Origin of the sequence: Microcella putealis (genome assembly GCF_004216575.1) — a bacterium.
In the GTDB taxonomy this organism is placed as follows: domain Bacteria; phylum Actinomycetota; class Actinomycetes; order Actinomycetales; family Microbacteriaceae; genus Microcella; species Microcella putealis.
On sequence record NZ_SGWW01000005.1, the window covers coordinates 31,331 to 47,448 of the forward strand.

Below are 16,118 nucleotides of genomic sequence, written 5' to 3' on the forward strand. Positions count from 1 at the left end.
GTCCCGCTAGAGCGCGGCGGGCCAGGCCGCAGCAAGCTCGTCGCGCACCTCACCGAGCAGGCGCGGCACGGCCTTCGTGCGGGCCACGATGGGGAAGAAGTTCGCGTCTTGTGCCCAACGCGGCACGATGTGCTGGTGCAGGTGCCCGGCGATGCCGGCCCCCGCCACCGCACCCTGGTTCATGCCGATGTTGAAGCCATCGCAGCGACTGGTGTCGCGCAGCACCCGCATGGCCGTCTGCGTGAGGCTCGCCATCTCGGCGACCTCCTCGTCGCTCGCCTCGTCGTACGTCGCCACGTGGCGGTACGGGCAGACCAGCAGGTGGCCGCTGTTGTACGGGTAGAGGTTGAGCAAGACGTAGGCGTGCACGCCGCGCGCGACGACCAGCCCCGTCGCGTCATCGAGTCCGGGGGCCCGACAAAACGGGCAGCCGGAGCGCTCCCCCGAGCGGTCCTCGTCGTCGATGTACACCATTCGATGCGGCGTCCAGAGCCGCTCGAACGCGTCGGGAACGCCCGCGAAGTCGGCCGCGCGTTCGGTCCCGAAACCTGAGTCGGGGGCGTCGTCGCGCATCCGAATTAGAGCTCCTGCGAGCGGGACGCGATCGCGCCCGTGATGCGGGCGATCGCCTCGTCGATGGGCACACCGTTCAGCTGCGTGCCGTCGCGGAAGCGGAAGCTGACCGCGCCATTCGCGCGGTCGTCCTCCCCCGCGATCAGCAGGTACGGCACCTTCTGCGTCGTGTGCGTGCGGATCTTCTTCTGCATGCGGTCGTCGGAGTGGTCGACGTGCGCGCGCACCCCGGCCGCCTTCAGGCGCCCGATGATCTCCTCGAGGTAGTCGGCGTACTGCCCGGCGACGGGGATGCCCACCACCTGTTCCGGGGCAAGCCAGACCGGGAAGGCGCCGGCGTAGTGCTCGACGAGGATGGCGAAGAAGCGCTCGATCGAGCCGAACAGAGCCCGGTGGATCATGATCGGGCGCTGCTTCGTGCCGTCGGTGGCGGTGTAGGTGAGGTCGAAGCGCTCGGGCAGGTTGAAGTCGAGCTGAATCGTCGACATTTGCCAGGTGCGGCCGATCGCATCGCGCGCCTGCACCGAGATCTTCGGGCCATAAAACGCGGCGCCGCCCGGATCGGGCACGAGCTCGAGGCCCGACTCTTCGGCGACCTCTTGCAGCGTCTGCGTCGCGGTCTCCCACAGCTCGGGTGAGCCGACGAACTTCTCGCTCTCGGGGTCGCGCGTCGACAGCTCAAGGTAGAAGTCGTCGAGGCCGTAGTCGCGGAGAAGGCCCAGCACGAAGTTCAGGGTGCCAGTGAGCTCGCTCTTCACGAGCTCCGGCGTCGTGTAGATGTGCGCGTCGTCCTGGGTCATGCCACGCACGCGCGTGAGGCCCTGCAGCGAACCCGACTTCTCGTAGCGGTACACGCTGCCGAACTCGAACATGCGCAGCGGCAGTTCGCGGTACGAGCGCCCGCGCGAGCGGAAGATCAGGTTGTGGAAGGGGCAATTCATGGGCTTCAGGTAGTAGTCTTGACCCTGCCGCGTCACGTGCCCGGTCTCGTCGCGCTCTTCATCAAGGTGCATGGGCGGGAACATGCCGTCGGCGTACCACTGCAGGTGGCCGCTCGTCATGAAGAGGTTCGACTTCGTGATGTGCGGTGAGTACACGAACTCGTAGCCCGATTCGGTGTGGCGCTTGCGCGAGTAGTCCTCCATCACCTGACGGACGATGCCGCCCTTCGGGTGGAAGACGGCAAGCCCCGAGCCGATCTCGTCGGGAAAGCTGAAGAGGTCGAGCTCGGTGCCGAGGCGACGGTGGTCGCGCTTCTGCGCCTCCTCGAGCCGGTTCTGGTAGGCACGCAGCTCGTCCTTCGTCGGCCAGGCCGTGCCGTAAATGCGCTGCAACTGCGGGTTCTTCTCGCTACCGCGCCAGTAGGCGGCGGCGACGCGCATGAGCGCGAAGCCGTTGCCGATCATGCGGGTGTTCGGCAGGTGAGGGCCCCGGCAGAGGTCCTTCCAATGCACCTCCCCCGTCTTCGGGTCGACGTTGTCGTAGATCGTGAGCTCGGCGCCGCCGACCTCGACGCTCTCGCCGTCGCTGCCCTCGTCGGCCGCGCCCTTCAGCCCAATGAGCTCGAGCTTGTACGGCTCGTCCGCGAGCTCAATGCGCGCCTCATCCTCGGTCACGACGCGCCGCACGAAACGCTGACCCGCGCGGATGATGCGCTCCATCGCCTTCGTCAGCGCCGAGAAGTCGTCGCTAGAAAACGCGGTGGGCACGTCGAAGTCGTAGTAGAAGCCGTCGGTGACGGGCGGGCCGATGCCGAGGCGGGCATCCGGGTTGATTTGCTGCACCGACTGGGCGAGCACGTGCGCGGCGGAGTGCCGCAGGATGTTGAGGCCGTCAGGCGACGAGATCGTCACCGGCTCGACGCGGGTGCCGGCGGGAACGCGCCGGGCGAGGTCGAGCAGCTCACCGTCGACGCGCATGGCGACGACGCTGCGGTCGCGGAACAGGCCGAAACCGTCCGTCTCCTCTGTCGCGACGACCGGTTCGACGGCGGGCAGAGCGGATGCGGGGGCGTCGGACACGGCGGACCTTTCGACGGCGGGCAGAACGGCCTCAATGCTATCGGCGCAGCGCTGGGGTCTTGGCGCGTCACCGAGCCCCGGCGGCGGAGGTCAGACGGACAGGGTCAGGCCGCGCCCGTCGCGAACTCAACGAGCGCTCGGGCGACCGCGAGCATCCATTCGACGACGATGGGCCGATCGAGCGCGATCAGCCACCCGAGCGCGAGCTGCACGACGGCAACCGCAGTGAGCAGGCCGTTCTGCAGCGGCGTGCGACCGGCGGGCAGAAGGGTAATCGCGAGCAGGGTGGTGAGCAGGTGCGTCGTTCCCGCGGCGCCCGCCGAGACGAGACCCGCGAGGAAGCCGAGGTGAATCAGCGCGAAGGCCGCGAGTGCGACAGCGGCAGCCGGCACGCGCCGGGTGATGATCGCGATCACGATGGCGACGAGCACGGGGCCGGCGATCAGGACCGCCGACGCGGGTGACTGGGAGTAGATCGCCTCGAGTAGCGCGAGCCGTTCGGGCACGCGGTCGAGCCCCGCGTCGATGCTGACCGGCCACAGCACGCGGAAAAACGCGAGATTCAAGAGCATGACGGTCGCGAGAGTTCCGAGCGCCGGGAACGCGAGTACGAGGCTGTTCGCCGCGCGGAGCCCGCGCGTTGTCCAGCGCCCGGAGCGCAGGAAGGGAGCGGCGATGAGCGCGACCAGCAGCAGGAGGATCCCCGATGGATCGCTGAGTGCCGACGCGGCGAACAGGAGCCCGGCGCGGAAGCCGCTGCCGGTGTTGCCCCAGGTGACGAAGCGCTGAATGTCGGCAAGGGCGAGGCCGAAGAACGTGAGGGCGAGAAACGCCGCCAGGTTTTCTTGCGCGAGGTAGAAGAACAGGGGCGTCGCCGCGAGGGCAAGCATCAAAGCGGTACCGAATGGAATCGACACGGCCCGTTGCGCGAGGATCTGGATGACCGCTTGCAGCAGGAAGCCTGCGGCGATGACCCCGGCAAGGGCGAGCCCCGATGCCCCGAGCGGCTCGACGATGACCGCGATGAGCGTCGACACGTGCGGGTAGAGCTGCGAGAGCCACAGCGAGTCGGCGCGTGTGAACTCGAGTTCCGCGATGCGGGCGAGCAACAGCGCGTTGGGCGTCTCGGCCGTCAGCGAACCGGGAACGCCGAGGGCGACGACCGCGACGCCGGGCGCCATGAACAGCAGGCGCAGCATCCAGCGCCGCCAGGCGGCGCGCGGAAAGGGCAGCGACCGGCGCAACTGCTCGTCACGGCGAGCGCGTTCGCGGCGCGAAATCACGGCCGCGCGCGTGGTGGCCGTCTGCTCAGCCATGCGCATCCTGGGTCGTGAGACCGTGCTCGGTCTTCTCCCAGTAGTGCGGCTTCGTGATGAGCTGCCAGAGCCCCTTGTACGACGCCCAGGAATGCAGGAGCCAGTAGATCGGGTTCAGCAACGCCCAGAGCACAAGGTGAAAGGCGCCGCGCTTGTACGGCCCCATCATTGACAGGTAGATCATCACCATGTTGCCGATGACGAAGTTCAGCAGCGTGAGCCACAGAACCCAGACGGGGAAGAATGGCTCGACAATCTCCCGGGGCAACAGCAGAGTCACCGCCGTCAGCAGGTAGGCCGGGATCACGCCGAGGAAGGTTAGCGGCGTGCCCGCGATTAAGAGGACGAAACTCGAGAAGCGCTTCCAGCCCACCTCGCGGATAAGGGCGATCGGCTGGCGAGCGTGCACGAGGCTCGTCTGCATGTAGCCCTTGATCCAGCGCGAGCGCTGGCGGATGAAGTTCGGGATGGAGGTGTTGGCCTCCTCCATCGTCGTCGAGTTGATGACGCCGACGCGGTAGCCGAGCGCGCTCGCGCGGATACCGAGGTCGGCATCCTCCGTCACGTTGTACGGGTCCCAGCCGCCGAGCTCGAGCAGCGCCGAGGTGCGGAAGTGGTTCGACGTGCCCCCAAGCGGAATCGGCAGGTCGGCGACGTCGAGGCCCGCGAGCATGTAGTCGAACCAGTAGCTGTACTCGAGCGTGAACATGCGGGTAAGCACGTTCTCGGTGTCGTTGAAGTAATTGAGGGCCGCCTGCACGCAGACGGTCTCCTCGCCGCCGCGCTCGAAGGCGACAACGGCCTTCTTCAGCTGGTCGGGGTCGGGGGTGTCTTCGGCGTCGTAGATGACGAGGTAGTCACCGGTCGCGAAGTACAGGCCGACGTTGCACGCCCGCGGCTTCGTCTGCGGCTGACCCTTCGGAATTGTGACGATCCGAAAGTGCGGGGGCGGCGAGGAGGCGAGCACCGCATCCCGGGTTTCGTCGTCTTCCTCCTCGATGAGAATTAGCACCTCGAGCTTCTCAGTCGGGTAGTCGAGACCGCCGAGGTTCTTGATGAGCTGAGCGACGATGTTCGCCTCGCGGAAGACGGGAACGAGCACCGTGTACCGCGGCAGTTCGCGGTCGGCCAGGGCGGCGACCTCCGCCTTTGAGACGCGTTCGACGACGTCGTAGCGCGCGCCGATCATGGCGACAATGAACTTGAAGCTCGTGCCGGCGAGAAACACGAGGCTCACGAGCGTGAGCAGCGCGATCACCGTCTGCACCGGCCAGATCACCGCGAACACGGCGATGACGAGCGCCGCGACGGCGGCAGCCACCTTCTGGCCGCGACTGAACGTGATGCGGGCCGACATGGCGGGGTTCTGGCGCCAGAGCTCGTTGGCCGCCGAGTCGGCAATCTCGGAGCGGAAGAGGCGCAGACACGCGTTCTTGATGTTCCAGGAAGTCGTCGCGACAAAGCGGGGCTCCGCCCCGATCGCCGAGCGGATGCGCGCGGCGCGTTCCGCGGACGGCTCACGCGCCGTCGCCACGAACACGCGCCCATCGTCGCCCCGCTTGATGGGGAGCCAGTTCTCGGCGAGGAATCGCTGACCCGCGTCGTCTTGCCCGCGCACGAGCGTGTCGTCGAATTTGACCGCGTCGAGGTCGATCGGGAGGACGCCCCAGGCTTCGGCCTCCGCAATGAGCAGCGACTCGCTGTCGAGCAGGCCCTCGCTGATCAGCACCTGGTCGAACGAGGCACCGGTGCGCTGCTCGACCTCGCGCGCGAAGCGCAGGGCGTCGGGGGTGACGAGGTTCGAGCGCAGCAGCAGTTGCGCGAACGCGTCGTTGTCGGCCGGATCGACGTACGGCGCGGCGAGCGTCTCCCCCATGGACATGCTGCGAGCGTATCGGCGTTTGTGGCCCGAAACGGCGAAACCCCCGCCGTGGCGGGGGTTTGCTGGGGCCGAACTGTGGTGGGCGATACTGGGATCGAACCAGTGACCTCTTCCGTGTCAGGGAAGCGCGCTACCGCTGCGCCAATCGCCCGCTAGTGCGGTGGAGTTTCTCCGCGGTAAAACTTGTCTGGCAGTGTGAGGTGGCGACGGGATTCGAACCCGTGTGCACGGCTTTGCAGGCCGCTGCCTCGCCTCTCGGCCACGCCACCGTGGGCGGTGCCCCACTACCGAGAGGCCCCACTCGAGCGGATGACGAGATTCGAACTCGCGACCCTCACCTTGGCAAGGTGATGCGCTACCACTGCGCCACATCCGCGTGCCCGCCGGTCTCCCGTTGGGCGTGAGATGACTCTAGCGAATCGATCGGCGATGCGCCAAACCGGCGAGGCCGGGCGTGTCCCACCGGGCGCGCTGGCGGGGCGTCGAGTTGTGGCAAGATGGTCGTCGCGGGCGATTGGCGCAGTTGGTAGCGCGCTTCCTTCACACGGAAGAGGTCATCAGTTCGAGTCTGGTATCGCCCACCACTCACAGCCCCGGTTCGCCGGGGCTGTTGTCGTTTCTGGGAGGGTTCGCGGGCGCAGTCGAGACTCCGCGACGCGCGGCGAGACGCGTCCCGGCCCCCACAATCGCTCCCCCGCTGGCCGCGACGCCCGTGGCGAGAGCGACCGCCATCACCTGCCCGACCACCTGGCCAAGGCCGCCCGTCGCCGCGAACCCGATCCCGTCGGCGAGGAGCCCGACGACAACTCCGCCGGCCGCAATCCCGACGATGAGCCCCGCCAGCGCCCCCCGCAGCGGCGCCCCACTCCCCCGCAGCGCCCCGCCCGCGAGGCCCGCGGCCACGGCGGTCGCCGCCACGGCGACGGGAACGAGCGCTGGCAACACGAGCAGCACGGCCGCCGACCCGACGAGTGCGCCGGAGACCGGATCGACCGGGTGCGCGGGGCGTCCGGCGATGCGCACCACGAGCATCCACGAGACGGCGCCTAGAACCGCGCCGACAAGAGCGCCAAGAAGGATGCTCGGCGCCGTCTCGGCGGACCGCTCGGACGCGATCGCGCCGGCCGCCACCGCAAGCGTTGCCACGATGACCGCGGCGTTGGGGACGATGGCCCGGATCCTGCGGGGCGCATCGTTGCGCGCGGACGCGTCGGACGACCGTCGCCTCCACACCGCGAGGAACCCCAGCGCGACTGCCGCGGGAGCGACCACGCGCGGAAGTGCACCCCCGAGATCTAACGCCCCGAGCACGCGCTCCAGTACGGGCGGAGCCACCGCAAGCTGCAGCGTCGCGATGAGCGCGACACTGAGCGCGGCGACGATGCCTGCCACGACGCGGGCTCCGACCGCGCTACCGCTGCAACGTACGAGACCAGCGACGATCGCGCCCCCCGCGGCGGCGGCACCCGCGACCGCAAGGAGCCGGCCCACGTCGCTGGTGCCGGCAAGCAGAACGCCCGCCGCGAGCCCCACGAGGGCCGACGCCAGCTCGGCGCCGCCGAACAGCTGGCGTGCGGGACGAGACCCGGAGGCTGCCGTCAGCATCACGGTGATCCAGAGCAACACCGGGGCAAGAACGGCGGCCACGACGATGATCGGATCGCTCACGGCGGCACCTCCGTTGTTGTCGCGGGCACACGCGACGGCGGGGCGCCCTCTCGTGGTGAGAGTAGCGCCCCGCCGAAGGGGTGGTGCGAAGGGGTGCGGCGTTACTTCGTCTCGACGAAGTCGTACGCCTCGCCACCGTGGATGATCGAGTCGATTCCGGCGACCTCGTCCTCGTTCTTGACGCGGAAACCGATCGTCTTCTCGATCCCGAGGCCGAGCACGAAGGCGACCACGAACGAGTAGATCAAGACGCCGAAGGCGGCGATCGTCTGCACGATCAGCTGGCCGAGGTCGCCACCGGTGAACAGGCCGGTGTCGATCGCGAAGAAGCCGAGGTACAGGGTGCCGATCATGCCGGCGACGAGGTGCAGACCGACCACGTCGAGCGAGTCGTCGAAGCCGAGCTTGAACTTCAGCTCGATCGCGAACGCGCTGACCGCACCGGCGATGACGCCAAGCAGCAGCGCCCAGCCCGGGGCGAGGTTCGCACAAGCCGGGGTGATCGCGACGAGACCGGCAACGGCACCCGAGGCGGCACCGACAGCGGTCGGCTTGCCGTCCTTGACCTTCTCGACGACGAGCCAGCCGAGGATCGACGCGGCGGTCGCACCGAGCGTGTTGACGATGATGAGGCCGACGAGGCCGTTCTGGCCACCGAACGCCTCAGCGCCCGCGTTGAAGCCGAACCAGCCGAACCACAGCAGCGCGGCGCCCAGCAGGACGAGCGGCACGTTATGCGGCTTGTGAGCGCCCTTCTCGAACACGATGCGACGGCCGAGAACGAGGGCGAGGGCGAGAGCCGCAGCGCCCGCGTTGATGTGCACGGCGGTACCACCGGCGTAGTCGATGACCTCGGGCAGGCCCATCAGCTCGCCGAGCGAGTACGCCCAGCCGCCACCCCACACCCACGCGGCGACGGGGAAGTACACGAGGGTCGCGAAGAGTCCAACGAAGACCATCCAGGCGCCGAACTTGGCACGGTCGGCGATCGCCCCCGACACGAGCGCGACGGTGATGATCGCGAAAGTTGCGCCGTACGTCACGCTCACGAGCCCGTCGTTGTCGTTCACCATGCTCATCAGGCCGATGTCAGCAAACGGGTTGCCCGCGAACTGGAAGGGGCTGTCGACGGCCGACATCGATGCGCCGTAGAGAATCCACAGCACGCCGACGAGGCCGAGCGAGCCGAAGCTCATCATCATCATGCTGACGACGCTCTTCGCCTTGACGAGGCCGCCGTAGAAGAATGCGACGCCGGGGGTCATCAAGAGCACGAGCGCGGTGGCCGTTACGGCCCATGCGAGTTCGCCGGTATCCATTGGGTAGTACCTCTCGAGTTCGGAACAGGGGATGCGACCCGTTCCGTCGGAGGCCTCGTGGTGGCGAAGGTCCCCAGGGTCGCTGTCGAAAGTGTTGACCCGGGAGGTTTCGCCGACAGTGCCGAACGTGTTTCTCGAGTGTTACGCGAATCGGCCGCGCGTAAACATCGCGTTTCGGGCAGCCGGATGCGCGCCCCGGCCTGGATTTAGATTCGCTCGGTATCCGCGGGGTTATCCCGCGCATCCTCGGCGAGCTGATCGGGCACCGTGAAGGCGGCGGGGCGCGCTCCGGTGAGGTAGCCAGCCCGCGCAAGCGCGAACCCACCGATCGACGAGGTGACGAGTTGTCCGATGATCGCGATGACGCCTTTGATGATGTTTTCGACCGTCGGGTCGAGAACGAGGAGTCCGACGATGAGCAGTGCGACTCCGAGCCCAGCCGCGGCTGCGATCGCGCAGACGCGGGTGTAGAAGTCGGGGAGTCGAATTAACCCGATCGCGCCACTCAGGATGATGAAGGCGCCAACGACGAGCATCGCGTTGCCGACGATGGTCTGCACGGTATCGAGCATCAGCGCTTCCTCCCCTGCAGCAACCGCGCGAGCGACAGAATCGACAGGAAGCCGAGGATCGCCGCGACCAGAATGATGTCCAGAACGGCATCGACACGGAGCAGCAGGCCGAACACCACCATCAATCCCATGAAGGCAAAAAGGATCAGGTCTCCGGCGATAGCACTGTCGGCCTTGGTGGGGCCCACCACAATGCGCACGACCGCGAGGGCGACCGCGGCGATCAGCATGATCACGACGATGACGGCGACGACGGGATGGATCATGCCGGGGTGTCCTTTCCTCCGTCAGCGCGCGGGCGCGACCGGGTGGCGCGGAGCATCCGCCTCTCGAGGTCGAGAATGCTGGCACGGAACGCGTCTACGTCGCCGTTCACGAACATCCCGTAGACGTACACGTCGCCGCGTTCGCGGTTGATGGCCATCAGGATCGTGTCGGGGGTCAGCGCGACGAGGATGACGAGCAGCGTCTCTTCGGTCTCGGTCAGGTCGTAAAGGTGCACATTCACGATGCCGGGTGTGGGCTTCTTCTTCGGCAGCAGCATGACGGCGAGCACGCGAATGCTCGCGACGACGACCTCGCCGAAGAACCAGCCGATGAAAATCAGGATGCGCAGGGGCCACGCCCAGGGAGTGTTCACTGGCCGATCACCGCCACCACGTAGTCGGTCGTGTCGATGAGTCCGGCCGCGGCCTGCTCCGAGAGGCCGAGCAGGAACTCCGCGCCGATACCGAGGCAGACCGTGATGGCGGCGAGCTGGAGCGCCGGCAGCGCCAAGCGCAGCGGCACCCGGGGGCCGTGGTGGTCGTGCGTATCGTCGTCGCTCTCGCCGGCGCGCGCCGTGTCGTGGCGCTCACGTACCGCCTGCATCTCGGCATCGACGGCGGCCGCCTCAACGGGTTCGTCGTCGAGCAACCCGGCCGTCTCGCGCACGCGCGCCTCGGCGGCTCGCCGCTCGCTGTCCTGTGGCAGCTTGCCGTTGAAAACGGCAGCCCAAATCTTCAGCATCGACAGCAGGGTGAACAGGCTGACGGCGATCGCCACAATGCCCACGATCACCTGGCCCGCGTCGATGGTCGCGAGAATCAGGCTGAACTTGGCGACGAATCCCGAGAACGGGGGCAGGCCGGCGAGCGACAGCGCCGCGATCACGAAGGCCGCCGTGATGAGTGGCTCGCGTGTGCGCATGCCGCCCAACTGGTCGAGCCGCCCACTGCCGTAGGTCTGCTCGATCGCGCCGGTCGAGAGGAACAGCGAGGCCTTCACGATCATGTGGTGCAGCAGGTAGAAGATGCCGGCCGTGAGGCCCAACTGGGTGAACAAGCCGACGCCGACGAGGATGTAGCCGATCTGACTGACCATGTGGAATACAAGGATGGAGCGCATGGTGGGCTCACCCATGGCGCCGAAGACACCGATCACCATCGTGAGCGACGTGATCACGAGCGCGATCACGAGCCAGGTGGCGTCGCCGTCGAAGACGACCGCATAGATGCGGTAGATCACGTAGATCGCAACCTTGGTGTGCAGGCCTGAGAACAGCGCGGTCACCGCGGGCGACGTAACGACGTAGGTGCGCGCAAGCCAGCCGTGCACGGGGAACACGGCCGCCTTGACGGCGATCGCACCCAAACAGACGGCAGCGGCCACGGCCGTCGCCGGGTTGTCGACCGCCGCGCCCGCCAGTTCGGCGAGGTTCACGGTGCCCTCGACGGCGTAGATGAGGCCAACCCCACCCAGGAACAACGTCGAGGCGAGCAGGTTGACGGTGACATAGAGGCGCGCGCCGCCCAGGTCGCCCTGGCGACTGAGCACCAGCAGCAAGCCGTACGAGGGCAGCAGCATGACCTCGATGAAAACGAAGAGATTGAAGAGGTCGCCGGTCAGCAGCGCGCCGGCCACGCCACCCGCGAGAATCAGCACGAACGAGGCAATCGACGGGCTCCGCGCCTCCCGGCTCGCGATCATGTATTGGAAGCTGACCACCGCGAGGATCGACGTCACGGTGAGGACTAGCGAGGCAAAGAGGTCGGCGACGAACGGGATGGAGATTCCGCCGGGCCACAACGCAACCTGGTGCGCAATGACGGTGCCGTCCGCGGTGAGCACGACGAGCAGAACGGCACCGGCGAGCATCGCCAGCAGCGAGACCATGCCGAGCACGCTGCGCACCGTGTGCTGGCGCGGTAGTGCGAGCAGGATTCCACCGACCAACAGCGGGGCCCCCGCAAACATCGGCAGAAGCAACGAGACGACGTCGGTCATGAGCGAACCTCCTCGCCCTCGTCGCCCAGGTCGGCGGGCGTCAGGGAGTCCGGTTCGGTGTCGTCGTCGCGGCGGCCGATCGCCGCGAACGTCGCCATGACGACGGTGATCGAGAAGGCGATGACAATGGCGGTGAGCACGAAGGCCTGGGGCAGCGGGTCGGCCGCCTGCGACGTGTCGCCGCCGAAGAACGGAGCATCGCGTCGCGCGACGCCACCCGACGCGATCAACAGCAGGTTGATCGCGTGGGTCAAGAGGATGAAGCCAAAGATGATGCGCATCATGCCGCGTTGCAGGACGAGATAGATACCCGCCCCCATCAGTAAGCCAATGGTCAGCGCGAGACTCATGCCGACACCTCCTCTCGGGCGCGTTCTGTCGATCGTTTCGCTCGCTCGACAATCTCGCCGTGCCGCTCGCGCACCCCACCGAGTTCGTTGAGAACGGCGATCACGACGGCGACGACGGCGAAGTACACGCCGAGGTCGAAGATGAGCGCGCTGGTGAAGGCGTACTCACCGCCCCACGGCAGCGGGATGTCGAAGCGGATGGGGCGCAGGAACGACCCGACCGCCATTCCGGCAACACCGGTCAGAACGGCGACGATGATGCCGGAGGCGAAGAGTCCGCGGTACGGCCAGCGGACAGGCGCGAGACGGTCGGCCGATGCGCCCAGGTAGAAGAGGGCGAAGCCCGTCGCCCCGACGAGTGCCGAGATGAAGCCGCCGCCCGGCTCGTAGTGACCGCGCAGCAGCAGGTACAGCGACAGCACGACGATGACGGGCGCCGTCCAGTGCGCAACGACCCGGATGGGCATCGTGTTGTCGTGGCTGCGGGCGAGGGCGGAGGTCTCGGGCACGGCGAGGGCAACGTCGCGCTCGCCGATGAGCCGGCGGGTCCCGAGCACCGCCATCACGACGATGCCGGCGACCGCCACGACCGTGAGCTCACCGAACGTGTCCAGCGCGCGATAGTCAACGAGGATCGTGTTGACGATGTTCTCGCCGCCCGTGTCGATGTAAACGTTGTCGAGGAAGTACTGACCCACAGCAGAGATCTCGCGTCGACCCGTAAAGGCGAGGGTTGCAAGCGTGGCGGCGAAACCCGCACCCAGGGCGATCGCCGCCGTCACGATGGTGCGCTGGCGCGAGACGCGGTGGAAGCGCCGGGGCAGACGCCGGAGAATTAGCACGAGGGCGACCACCGTGAGCAGCTCGACGAGCAGCTGGGTGAGTCCGACGTCGATGGCGCCGAGGGCGAAGAACCAGATCGCCACCGCGAAGCCGGCGCCGCCGACGAGCACGAGCGCCGTGAGTCGCGAGCGAACGAGCACGGTCGGGATGACCGTGGCCGCGACGAGCGCGAACAGAACCGCATCGGTCCACGGCTCGTCGGGCTGGATGAGCGCGCCCGCGGTCGGGGCGACGACGATGGCGGCGGCCGCGATGATACCGAGCAGGATCCACGGCACGCCAAGGTGCAGGGCCTGCCCGTCGGTGCGGGTGAGGTCGCCCACCCGGGCACCGAGGGCAATCGACCCCGTACGCATCTTCTCGACCACGTCGATGGCGGTGAACGACAGGATGCGCCGCTCAAACACGCGGTCAAGTCGACGACGCTGGCTCACCACGACCAGCCCCAGCACGATGATCGTGATCGACAGGGCGAGCTCCAGCGTGAAACCCGCGAACAGCGCGAACGTTGCCGTGTACGGCTCACCGGCGGCGGCGCTGCCGGCCGCCCCGGTCAGCGGGTGTAGCCACACGATCGCCGGCCCGAGCACGAGGCCCGCCAAGGCGGGGGCGAGGGCCGGGGCGAGGAATGCGGGCGATGCCTCGGAGACCATCTGGGGCATCCGATGCGTGTCGAGCGTGTCGTCGACGCGTTCGGTGCCCCGGTAGTCGGTGAATCCGCCGAGCAGGATGCGCGCGGTGTACGCGAACGTCGCCGTCGCGGCCAGCACGCCGGTCGCCGCGAGCGCCACACCGAGCCACGCCGGGCCGCCCGGGTCGGCCAGGCCCCCGAGCAGGTACTCCTTTGCCACGAAGCCGAGCAGCGGGAAGATGCCCGCCATCGACAGCCCGGCAAGCAGGGTCGTCGCGAATGTCACGGGCATGCGGCGCGCCAGCCCCCGCAGAAGGCGAATGTCACGCGTTCCGGCCTGCTGGTCGACGATGCCGACCACCATGAACAGGGCCGCCTTGAACAGCGCGTGACCGAGCGTGTAGAGCGCCGCGGTCGCGAGGGCGCCCGGAGTACCGATGCCGATGATCGCGACGATGAAGCCGAGTTGGCTGACCGTCGAGTACGCCATGATCTCTTTCAGATCAAAGCGGCGCAAGGCAAAGACGGCGCCCATGATGGCCGTTATGAGACCCGTGGTCACCAAGATCGACTGCCACACGACCGTGCCGGCGAGCGCGGGCGAGAACAGCAGCAGCAGGTAGATGCCCGCCTTCACCATGGCGGCGGCGTGCAGGTAGGCGCTCACCGGCGTCGGGGCGACCATCGCGTCGGGCAGCCACATGTGGAACGGGAACTGCGCCGACTTGGTCATCGCGGCGATCGCGACGAGCACGGCGACGGCCGCCGTGAACCCGCCGTCGGCCTGCCAAGCGTCACTCGCGAGGGCCTCGCTGACGACGGTGGTGCCCGTGCGGGCGATGATCAACACGACGGCGAACAGCAGCGCGAGACCACCCATCGCCGTGACGAGCAGGGTGCGCACGGCGGGGGCGCTCGCCTTGCGTCCCGAGCGGTTGATCAAGAAGAACGAGCAGAGCGTCGTCAGCTCCCAGAACACGAACAGCAGCACGAGATCGTCAGCGAGAACGAGACCGGTCATCGCGAACGCGAACAGCAGCATCCATGCGTAGTAGCCGGTGTGCCGGTGAATGTCACGGCCCGACAGGTAGCGCGCTGAATACGCCATGACGAGGGCGCCGATGCCGAGCACGATGATTAAGAACAGGGCCCCGAGGCCGTCGAGACGCAGTCGGAGGGCGATGTCGAGCGTCGGCATCCACGGAACGCTTTCGCTCACGACACTGCCCGGTTCCAGAACCTCGGATGCTCGCATGGCGACCGCGACCGCGAGGGCTCCCAGCCCTGCCGCGGCAACCCAGCCCGCGGCGCGCCCAATGGCGACGGTGGCGGCCATTGTTACAACGACCACAACGAGGGTGGCGCCGAGCAGCATCATGAGGCTCACGGGGAACCTGCCGGGTGTGCGATTCCAGGGGTCATGAGCTCCTCAGGTGCTGATCGTCGCGGTAGTGCACCGCTGTCGTAGCGGTACCGCGGCGCGCACTCTGCGCTCCGCATTTGCCGACCAGTCTTCCCGGCGCACCTGCCCGCTATTCTACAGGCTCGCGCTCCGCTGACATTCAGGAAATCCGCAGTCCAGTCAGGGAATAACCGGAACACGTCGCGTCACGACATTGAGGTGAGCGCGATCATTCGCGAGACCGCGCGCAGGTACTTCTTCCGATATCCGCCCGCGAGCATCTCGTCGCCGAACACGCGGTCGAGGGGCACACCGGTCGCAATAATGCGAACCTGCGCGTCGTACAGGCGGTCAACGAGCGCGACGAGGCGCAGCGCATCCGTCTGGTTATCCAACGTGCGGACGCCGGTCACGGCCACGGCCGAAAGCCCCTCGATGAGCCCGACGTAGCGCGACGGGTGAACGGTGGCAAGGTGCCGCAACACGTCGTCGAACGCATCCAGCGTGACCGAGCCCGCGACGCCCTCGATGGTGCGCGCAAGGTCAGCGTCGTCGACCGTGACCGCGGTTCCCTCGATGTCGCGCTTGCGGTAGTCGACCCCGTCAATGCGAACGGTGAGGAATCGGTCGGCCAGGGCGTGAATCTCGCGCAGAAAGTCTTGCGCGGCGAAGCGCCCCTCGCCGAGCGCGTGCGGCGGGGTGTTCGACGTCGCCGCGATGCGGGACCCGCTCGCCACCAGTTCACCGAGCAGCCGCGACATCACCATGGTGTCGCCCGGGTCGTCGAGCTCGAACTCGTCGATCGCGATGAGCTGGGCACCCCGGAAGTGGGCGACCGCTTCCCGATAGCCGAGCGCCCCAACGATCGCCGTGTACTCGATGAAGGTGCCGAAGTACTTGCGACCGCGCGTGCGGTGCCAGAGCGAGGCGAGCAGGTGCGTCTTCCCGACGCCGAAGCCGCCGTCGAGGTAGATGCCGGGCTTCGCGGCGGGGGCGGCTGGCTTCCGGCGAAACAGCCCGCCGCCCTTCGCCGCGGGGGCACCGTCGACGAAGAGGCGCACGGCATCAACCGCCGCCTGCTGACTCGGGTACGCGGCATCCGGCACGTACGACTCGAGGCTTGCCGTCTCGAACTGCGGCGGCGGCGCGAGGTGGCCGATCAGTTCGTCTGGCCCCATTCCGGGTCGACGATCGCACAGGCTGAGCTGAGTGGAGAGGGGCACCGAGTCTCGTTCGTCAGGCGGCGGGGAGACCCCAATTCTATTAGCGTGTCGGC

13 protein-coding genes and 4 tRNA genes are annotated in these 16,118 nt (G+C 67.7%); 1 reads left to right on the forward strand and 16 read right to left on the reverse strand.

Going from position 1 to position 16,118, the window contains the following annotated elements; all coding sequences use genetic code 11:
* Positions 1 to 6 precede the first annotated feature (6 nt).
* The 7 genes from EV141_RS11155 to EV141_RS11185 form a co-directional block, all read right to left on the reverse strand.
* The gene (locus EV141_RS11155) at positions 7 to 573 is read right to left on the reverse strand and encodes an HIT family protein (protein ID WP_130486051.1); all 567 of its coding nucleotides are present in this window, start codon (positions 571 to 573) and stop codon (positions 7 to 9) included.
* Positions 574 to 578: 5 nt separating this feature from the next.
* Entirely contained in the window at positions 579 to 2,492 is a 1,914-nt protein-coding gene (thrS, locus tag EV141_RS11160) for a threonine--tRNA ligase (protein ID WP_221625040.1), read from the reverse strand.
* A gap of 206 nt (positions 2,493 to 2,698) precedes the next feature.
* Entirely contained in the window at positions 2,699 to 3,910 is a 1,212-nt protein-coding gene (locus tag EV141_RS11165; protein ID WP_130486053.1) for a hypothetical protein, read from the reverse strand.
* On the reverse strand, positions 3,903 to 5,792 hold the full coding sequence (locus EV141_RS11170) for a glycosyltransferase family 2 protein (RefSeq protein WP_241969239.1): 1,890 nt from the start codon (positions 5,790 to 5,792) through the stop codon (positions 3,903 to 3,905). The genes EV141_RS11165 and EV141_RS11170 overlap by 8 nt, the downstream gene beginning before the upstream one ends.
* Before the next feature lie 76 nt (positions 5,793 to 5,868).
* Positions 5,869 to 5,943 (reverse strand) — tRNA-Val (locus EV141_RS11175).
* A gap of 47 nt (positions 5,944 to 5,990) precedes the next feature.
* Positions 5,991 to 6,061, reverse strand: a tRNA-Cys gene (locus EV141_RS11180).
* 35 nt (positions 6,062 to 6,096) lie between these two features.
* A tRNA-Gly gene (locus EV141_RS11185) sits at positions 6,097 to 6,168 on the reverse strand.
* A 132-nt stretch (positions 6,169 to 6,300) separates the two neighbouring features.
* Here EV141_RS11185 and EV141_RS11190 point away from each other — a divergent pair.
* Positions 6,301 to 6,376, forward strand: a tRNA-Val gene (locus EV141_RS11190).
* 1 nt (position 6,377) lies between these two features.
* Here the strand turns inward: EV141_RS11190 and EV141_RS11195 are convergent.
* The 9 genes from EV141_RS11195 to zapE all read right to left on the reverse strand — a co-directional run bounded on the left by EV141_RS11195 (position 6,378) and on the right by zapE (position 16,020).
* A complete protein-coding gene (locus EV141_RS11195; RefSeq protein ID WP_130486054.1) occupies positions 6,378 to 7,460 on the reverse strand; it encodes a hypothetical protein in 1,083 nt (360 codons plus the stop codon).
* Positions 7,461 to 7,561: 101 nt separating this feature from the next.
* On the reverse strand, positions 7,562 to 8,779 hold the full coding sequence (locus tag EV141_RS11200; protein ID WP_130486055.1) for an ammonium transporter: 1,218 nt from the start codon (positions 8,777 to 8,779) through the stop codon (positions 7,562 to 7,564).
* Between the two features lie 206 nt (positions 8,780 to 8,985).
* Positions 8,986 to 9,351, reverse strand: coding sequence for a monovalent cation/H(+) antiporter subunit G (mnhG, locus tag EV141_RS11205; protein WP_130486056.1), 366 nt, complete (start codon positions 9,349 to 9,351; stop codon positions 8,986 to 8,988).
* The gene (locus tag EV141_RS11210) at positions 9,351 to 9,617 is read right to left on the reverse strand and encodes an MrpF/PhaF family protein (RefSeq protein ID WP_198675543.1); all 267 of its coding nucleotides are present in this window, start codon (positions 9,615 to 9,617) and stop codon (positions 9,351 to 9,353) included. The genes mnhG and EV141_RS11210 overlap by 1 nt, the downstream gene beginning before the upstream one ends.
* Entirely contained in the window at positions 9,614 to 9,991 is a 378-nt protein-coding gene (locus EV141_RS11215; RefSeq protein WP_157985552.1) for a Na+/H+ antiporter subunit E, read from the reverse strand. The genes EV141_RS11210 and EV141_RS11215 overlap by 4 nt, the downstream gene beginning before the upstream one ends.
* Entirely contained in the window at positions 9,988 to 11,616 is a 1,629-nt protein-coding gene (locus EV141_RS11220; protein WP_130486058.1) for a monovalent cation/H+ antiporter subunit D family protein, read from the reverse strand. The genes EV141_RS11215 and EV141_RS11220 overlap by 4 nt, the downstream gene beginning before the upstream one ends.
* Entirely contained in the window at positions 11,613 to 11,966 is a 354-nt protein-coding gene (locus tag EV141_RS11225; RefSeq protein WP_130486059.1) for a sodium:proton antiporter, read from the reverse strand. Before EV141_RS11225 ends, EV141_RS11220 begins: the two co-directional genes overlap by 4 nt.
* Positions 11,963 to 14,818, reverse strand: coding sequence for a hydrogen gas-evolving membrane-bound hydrogenase subunit E (gene mbhE, locus EV141_RS11230; RefSeq protein WP_241969250.1), 2,856 nt, complete (start codon positions 14,816 to 14,818; stop codon positions 11,963 to 11,965). Before mbhE ends, EV141_RS11225 begins: the two co-directional genes overlap by 4 nt.
* A gap of 230 nt (positions 14,819 to 15,048) precedes the next feature.
* Entirely contained in the window at positions 15,049 to 16,020 is a 972-nt protein-coding gene (zapE, locus tag EV141_RS11235; protein WP_130486161.1) for a cell division protein ZapE, read from the reverse strand.
* Positions 16,021 to 16,118 lie beyond the last annotated feature (98 nt).

Bases quoted from the DNA above. Each gene is read 5' to 3' on its own strand.
- mnhG (WP_130486056.1), bottom strand. From the start codon at position 9,351: ATGCTCGATACCGTGCAGACCATCGTCGGCAACGCGATGCTCGTCGTT.
- zapE (WP_130486161.1), bottom strand. From the start codon at position 16,020: ATGGGGCCAGACGAACTGATCGGCCACCTCGCGCCGCCGCCGCAGTTC.
- EV141_RS11155 (WP_130486051.1), bottom strand. From the start codon at position 573: ATGCGCGACGACGCCCCCGACTCAGGTTTCGGGACCGAACGCGCGGCC.
- EV141_RS11170 (WP_241969239.1), bottom strand. From the start codon at position 5,792: ATGTCCATGGGGGAGACGCTCGCCGCGCCGTACGTCGATCCGGCCGAC.
- EV141_RS11200 (WP_130486055.1), bottom strand. From the start codon at position 8,779: ATGGATACCGGCGAACTCGCATGGGCCGTAACGGCCACCGCGCTCGTG.
- thrS (WP_221625040.1), bottom strand. From the start codon at position 2,492: ATGCGCGTCGACGGTGAGCTGCTCGACCTCGCCCGGCGCGTTCCCGCC.
- EV141_RS11210 (WP_198675543.1), bottom strand. From the start codon at position 9,617: ATGATCCATCCCGTCGTCGCCGTCATCGTCGTGATCATGCTGATCGCC.
- mbhE (WP_241969250.1), bottom strand. From the start codon at position 14,818: ATGATGCTGCTCGGCGCCACCCTCGTTGTGGTCGTTGTAACAATGGCC.
- EV141_RS11165 (WP_130486053.1), bottom strand. From the start codon at position 3,910: ATGGCTGAGCAGACGGCCACCACGCGCGCGGCCGTGATTTCGCGCCGC.
- EV141_RS11225 (WP_130486059.1), bottom strand. From the start codon at position 11,966: ATGAGTCTCGCGCTGACCATTGGCTTACTGATGGGGGCGGGTATCTAT.
- EV141_RS11220 (WP_130486058.1), bottom strand. From the start codon at position 11,616: ATGACCGACGTCGTCTCGTTGCTTCTGCCGATGTTTGCGGGGGCCCCG.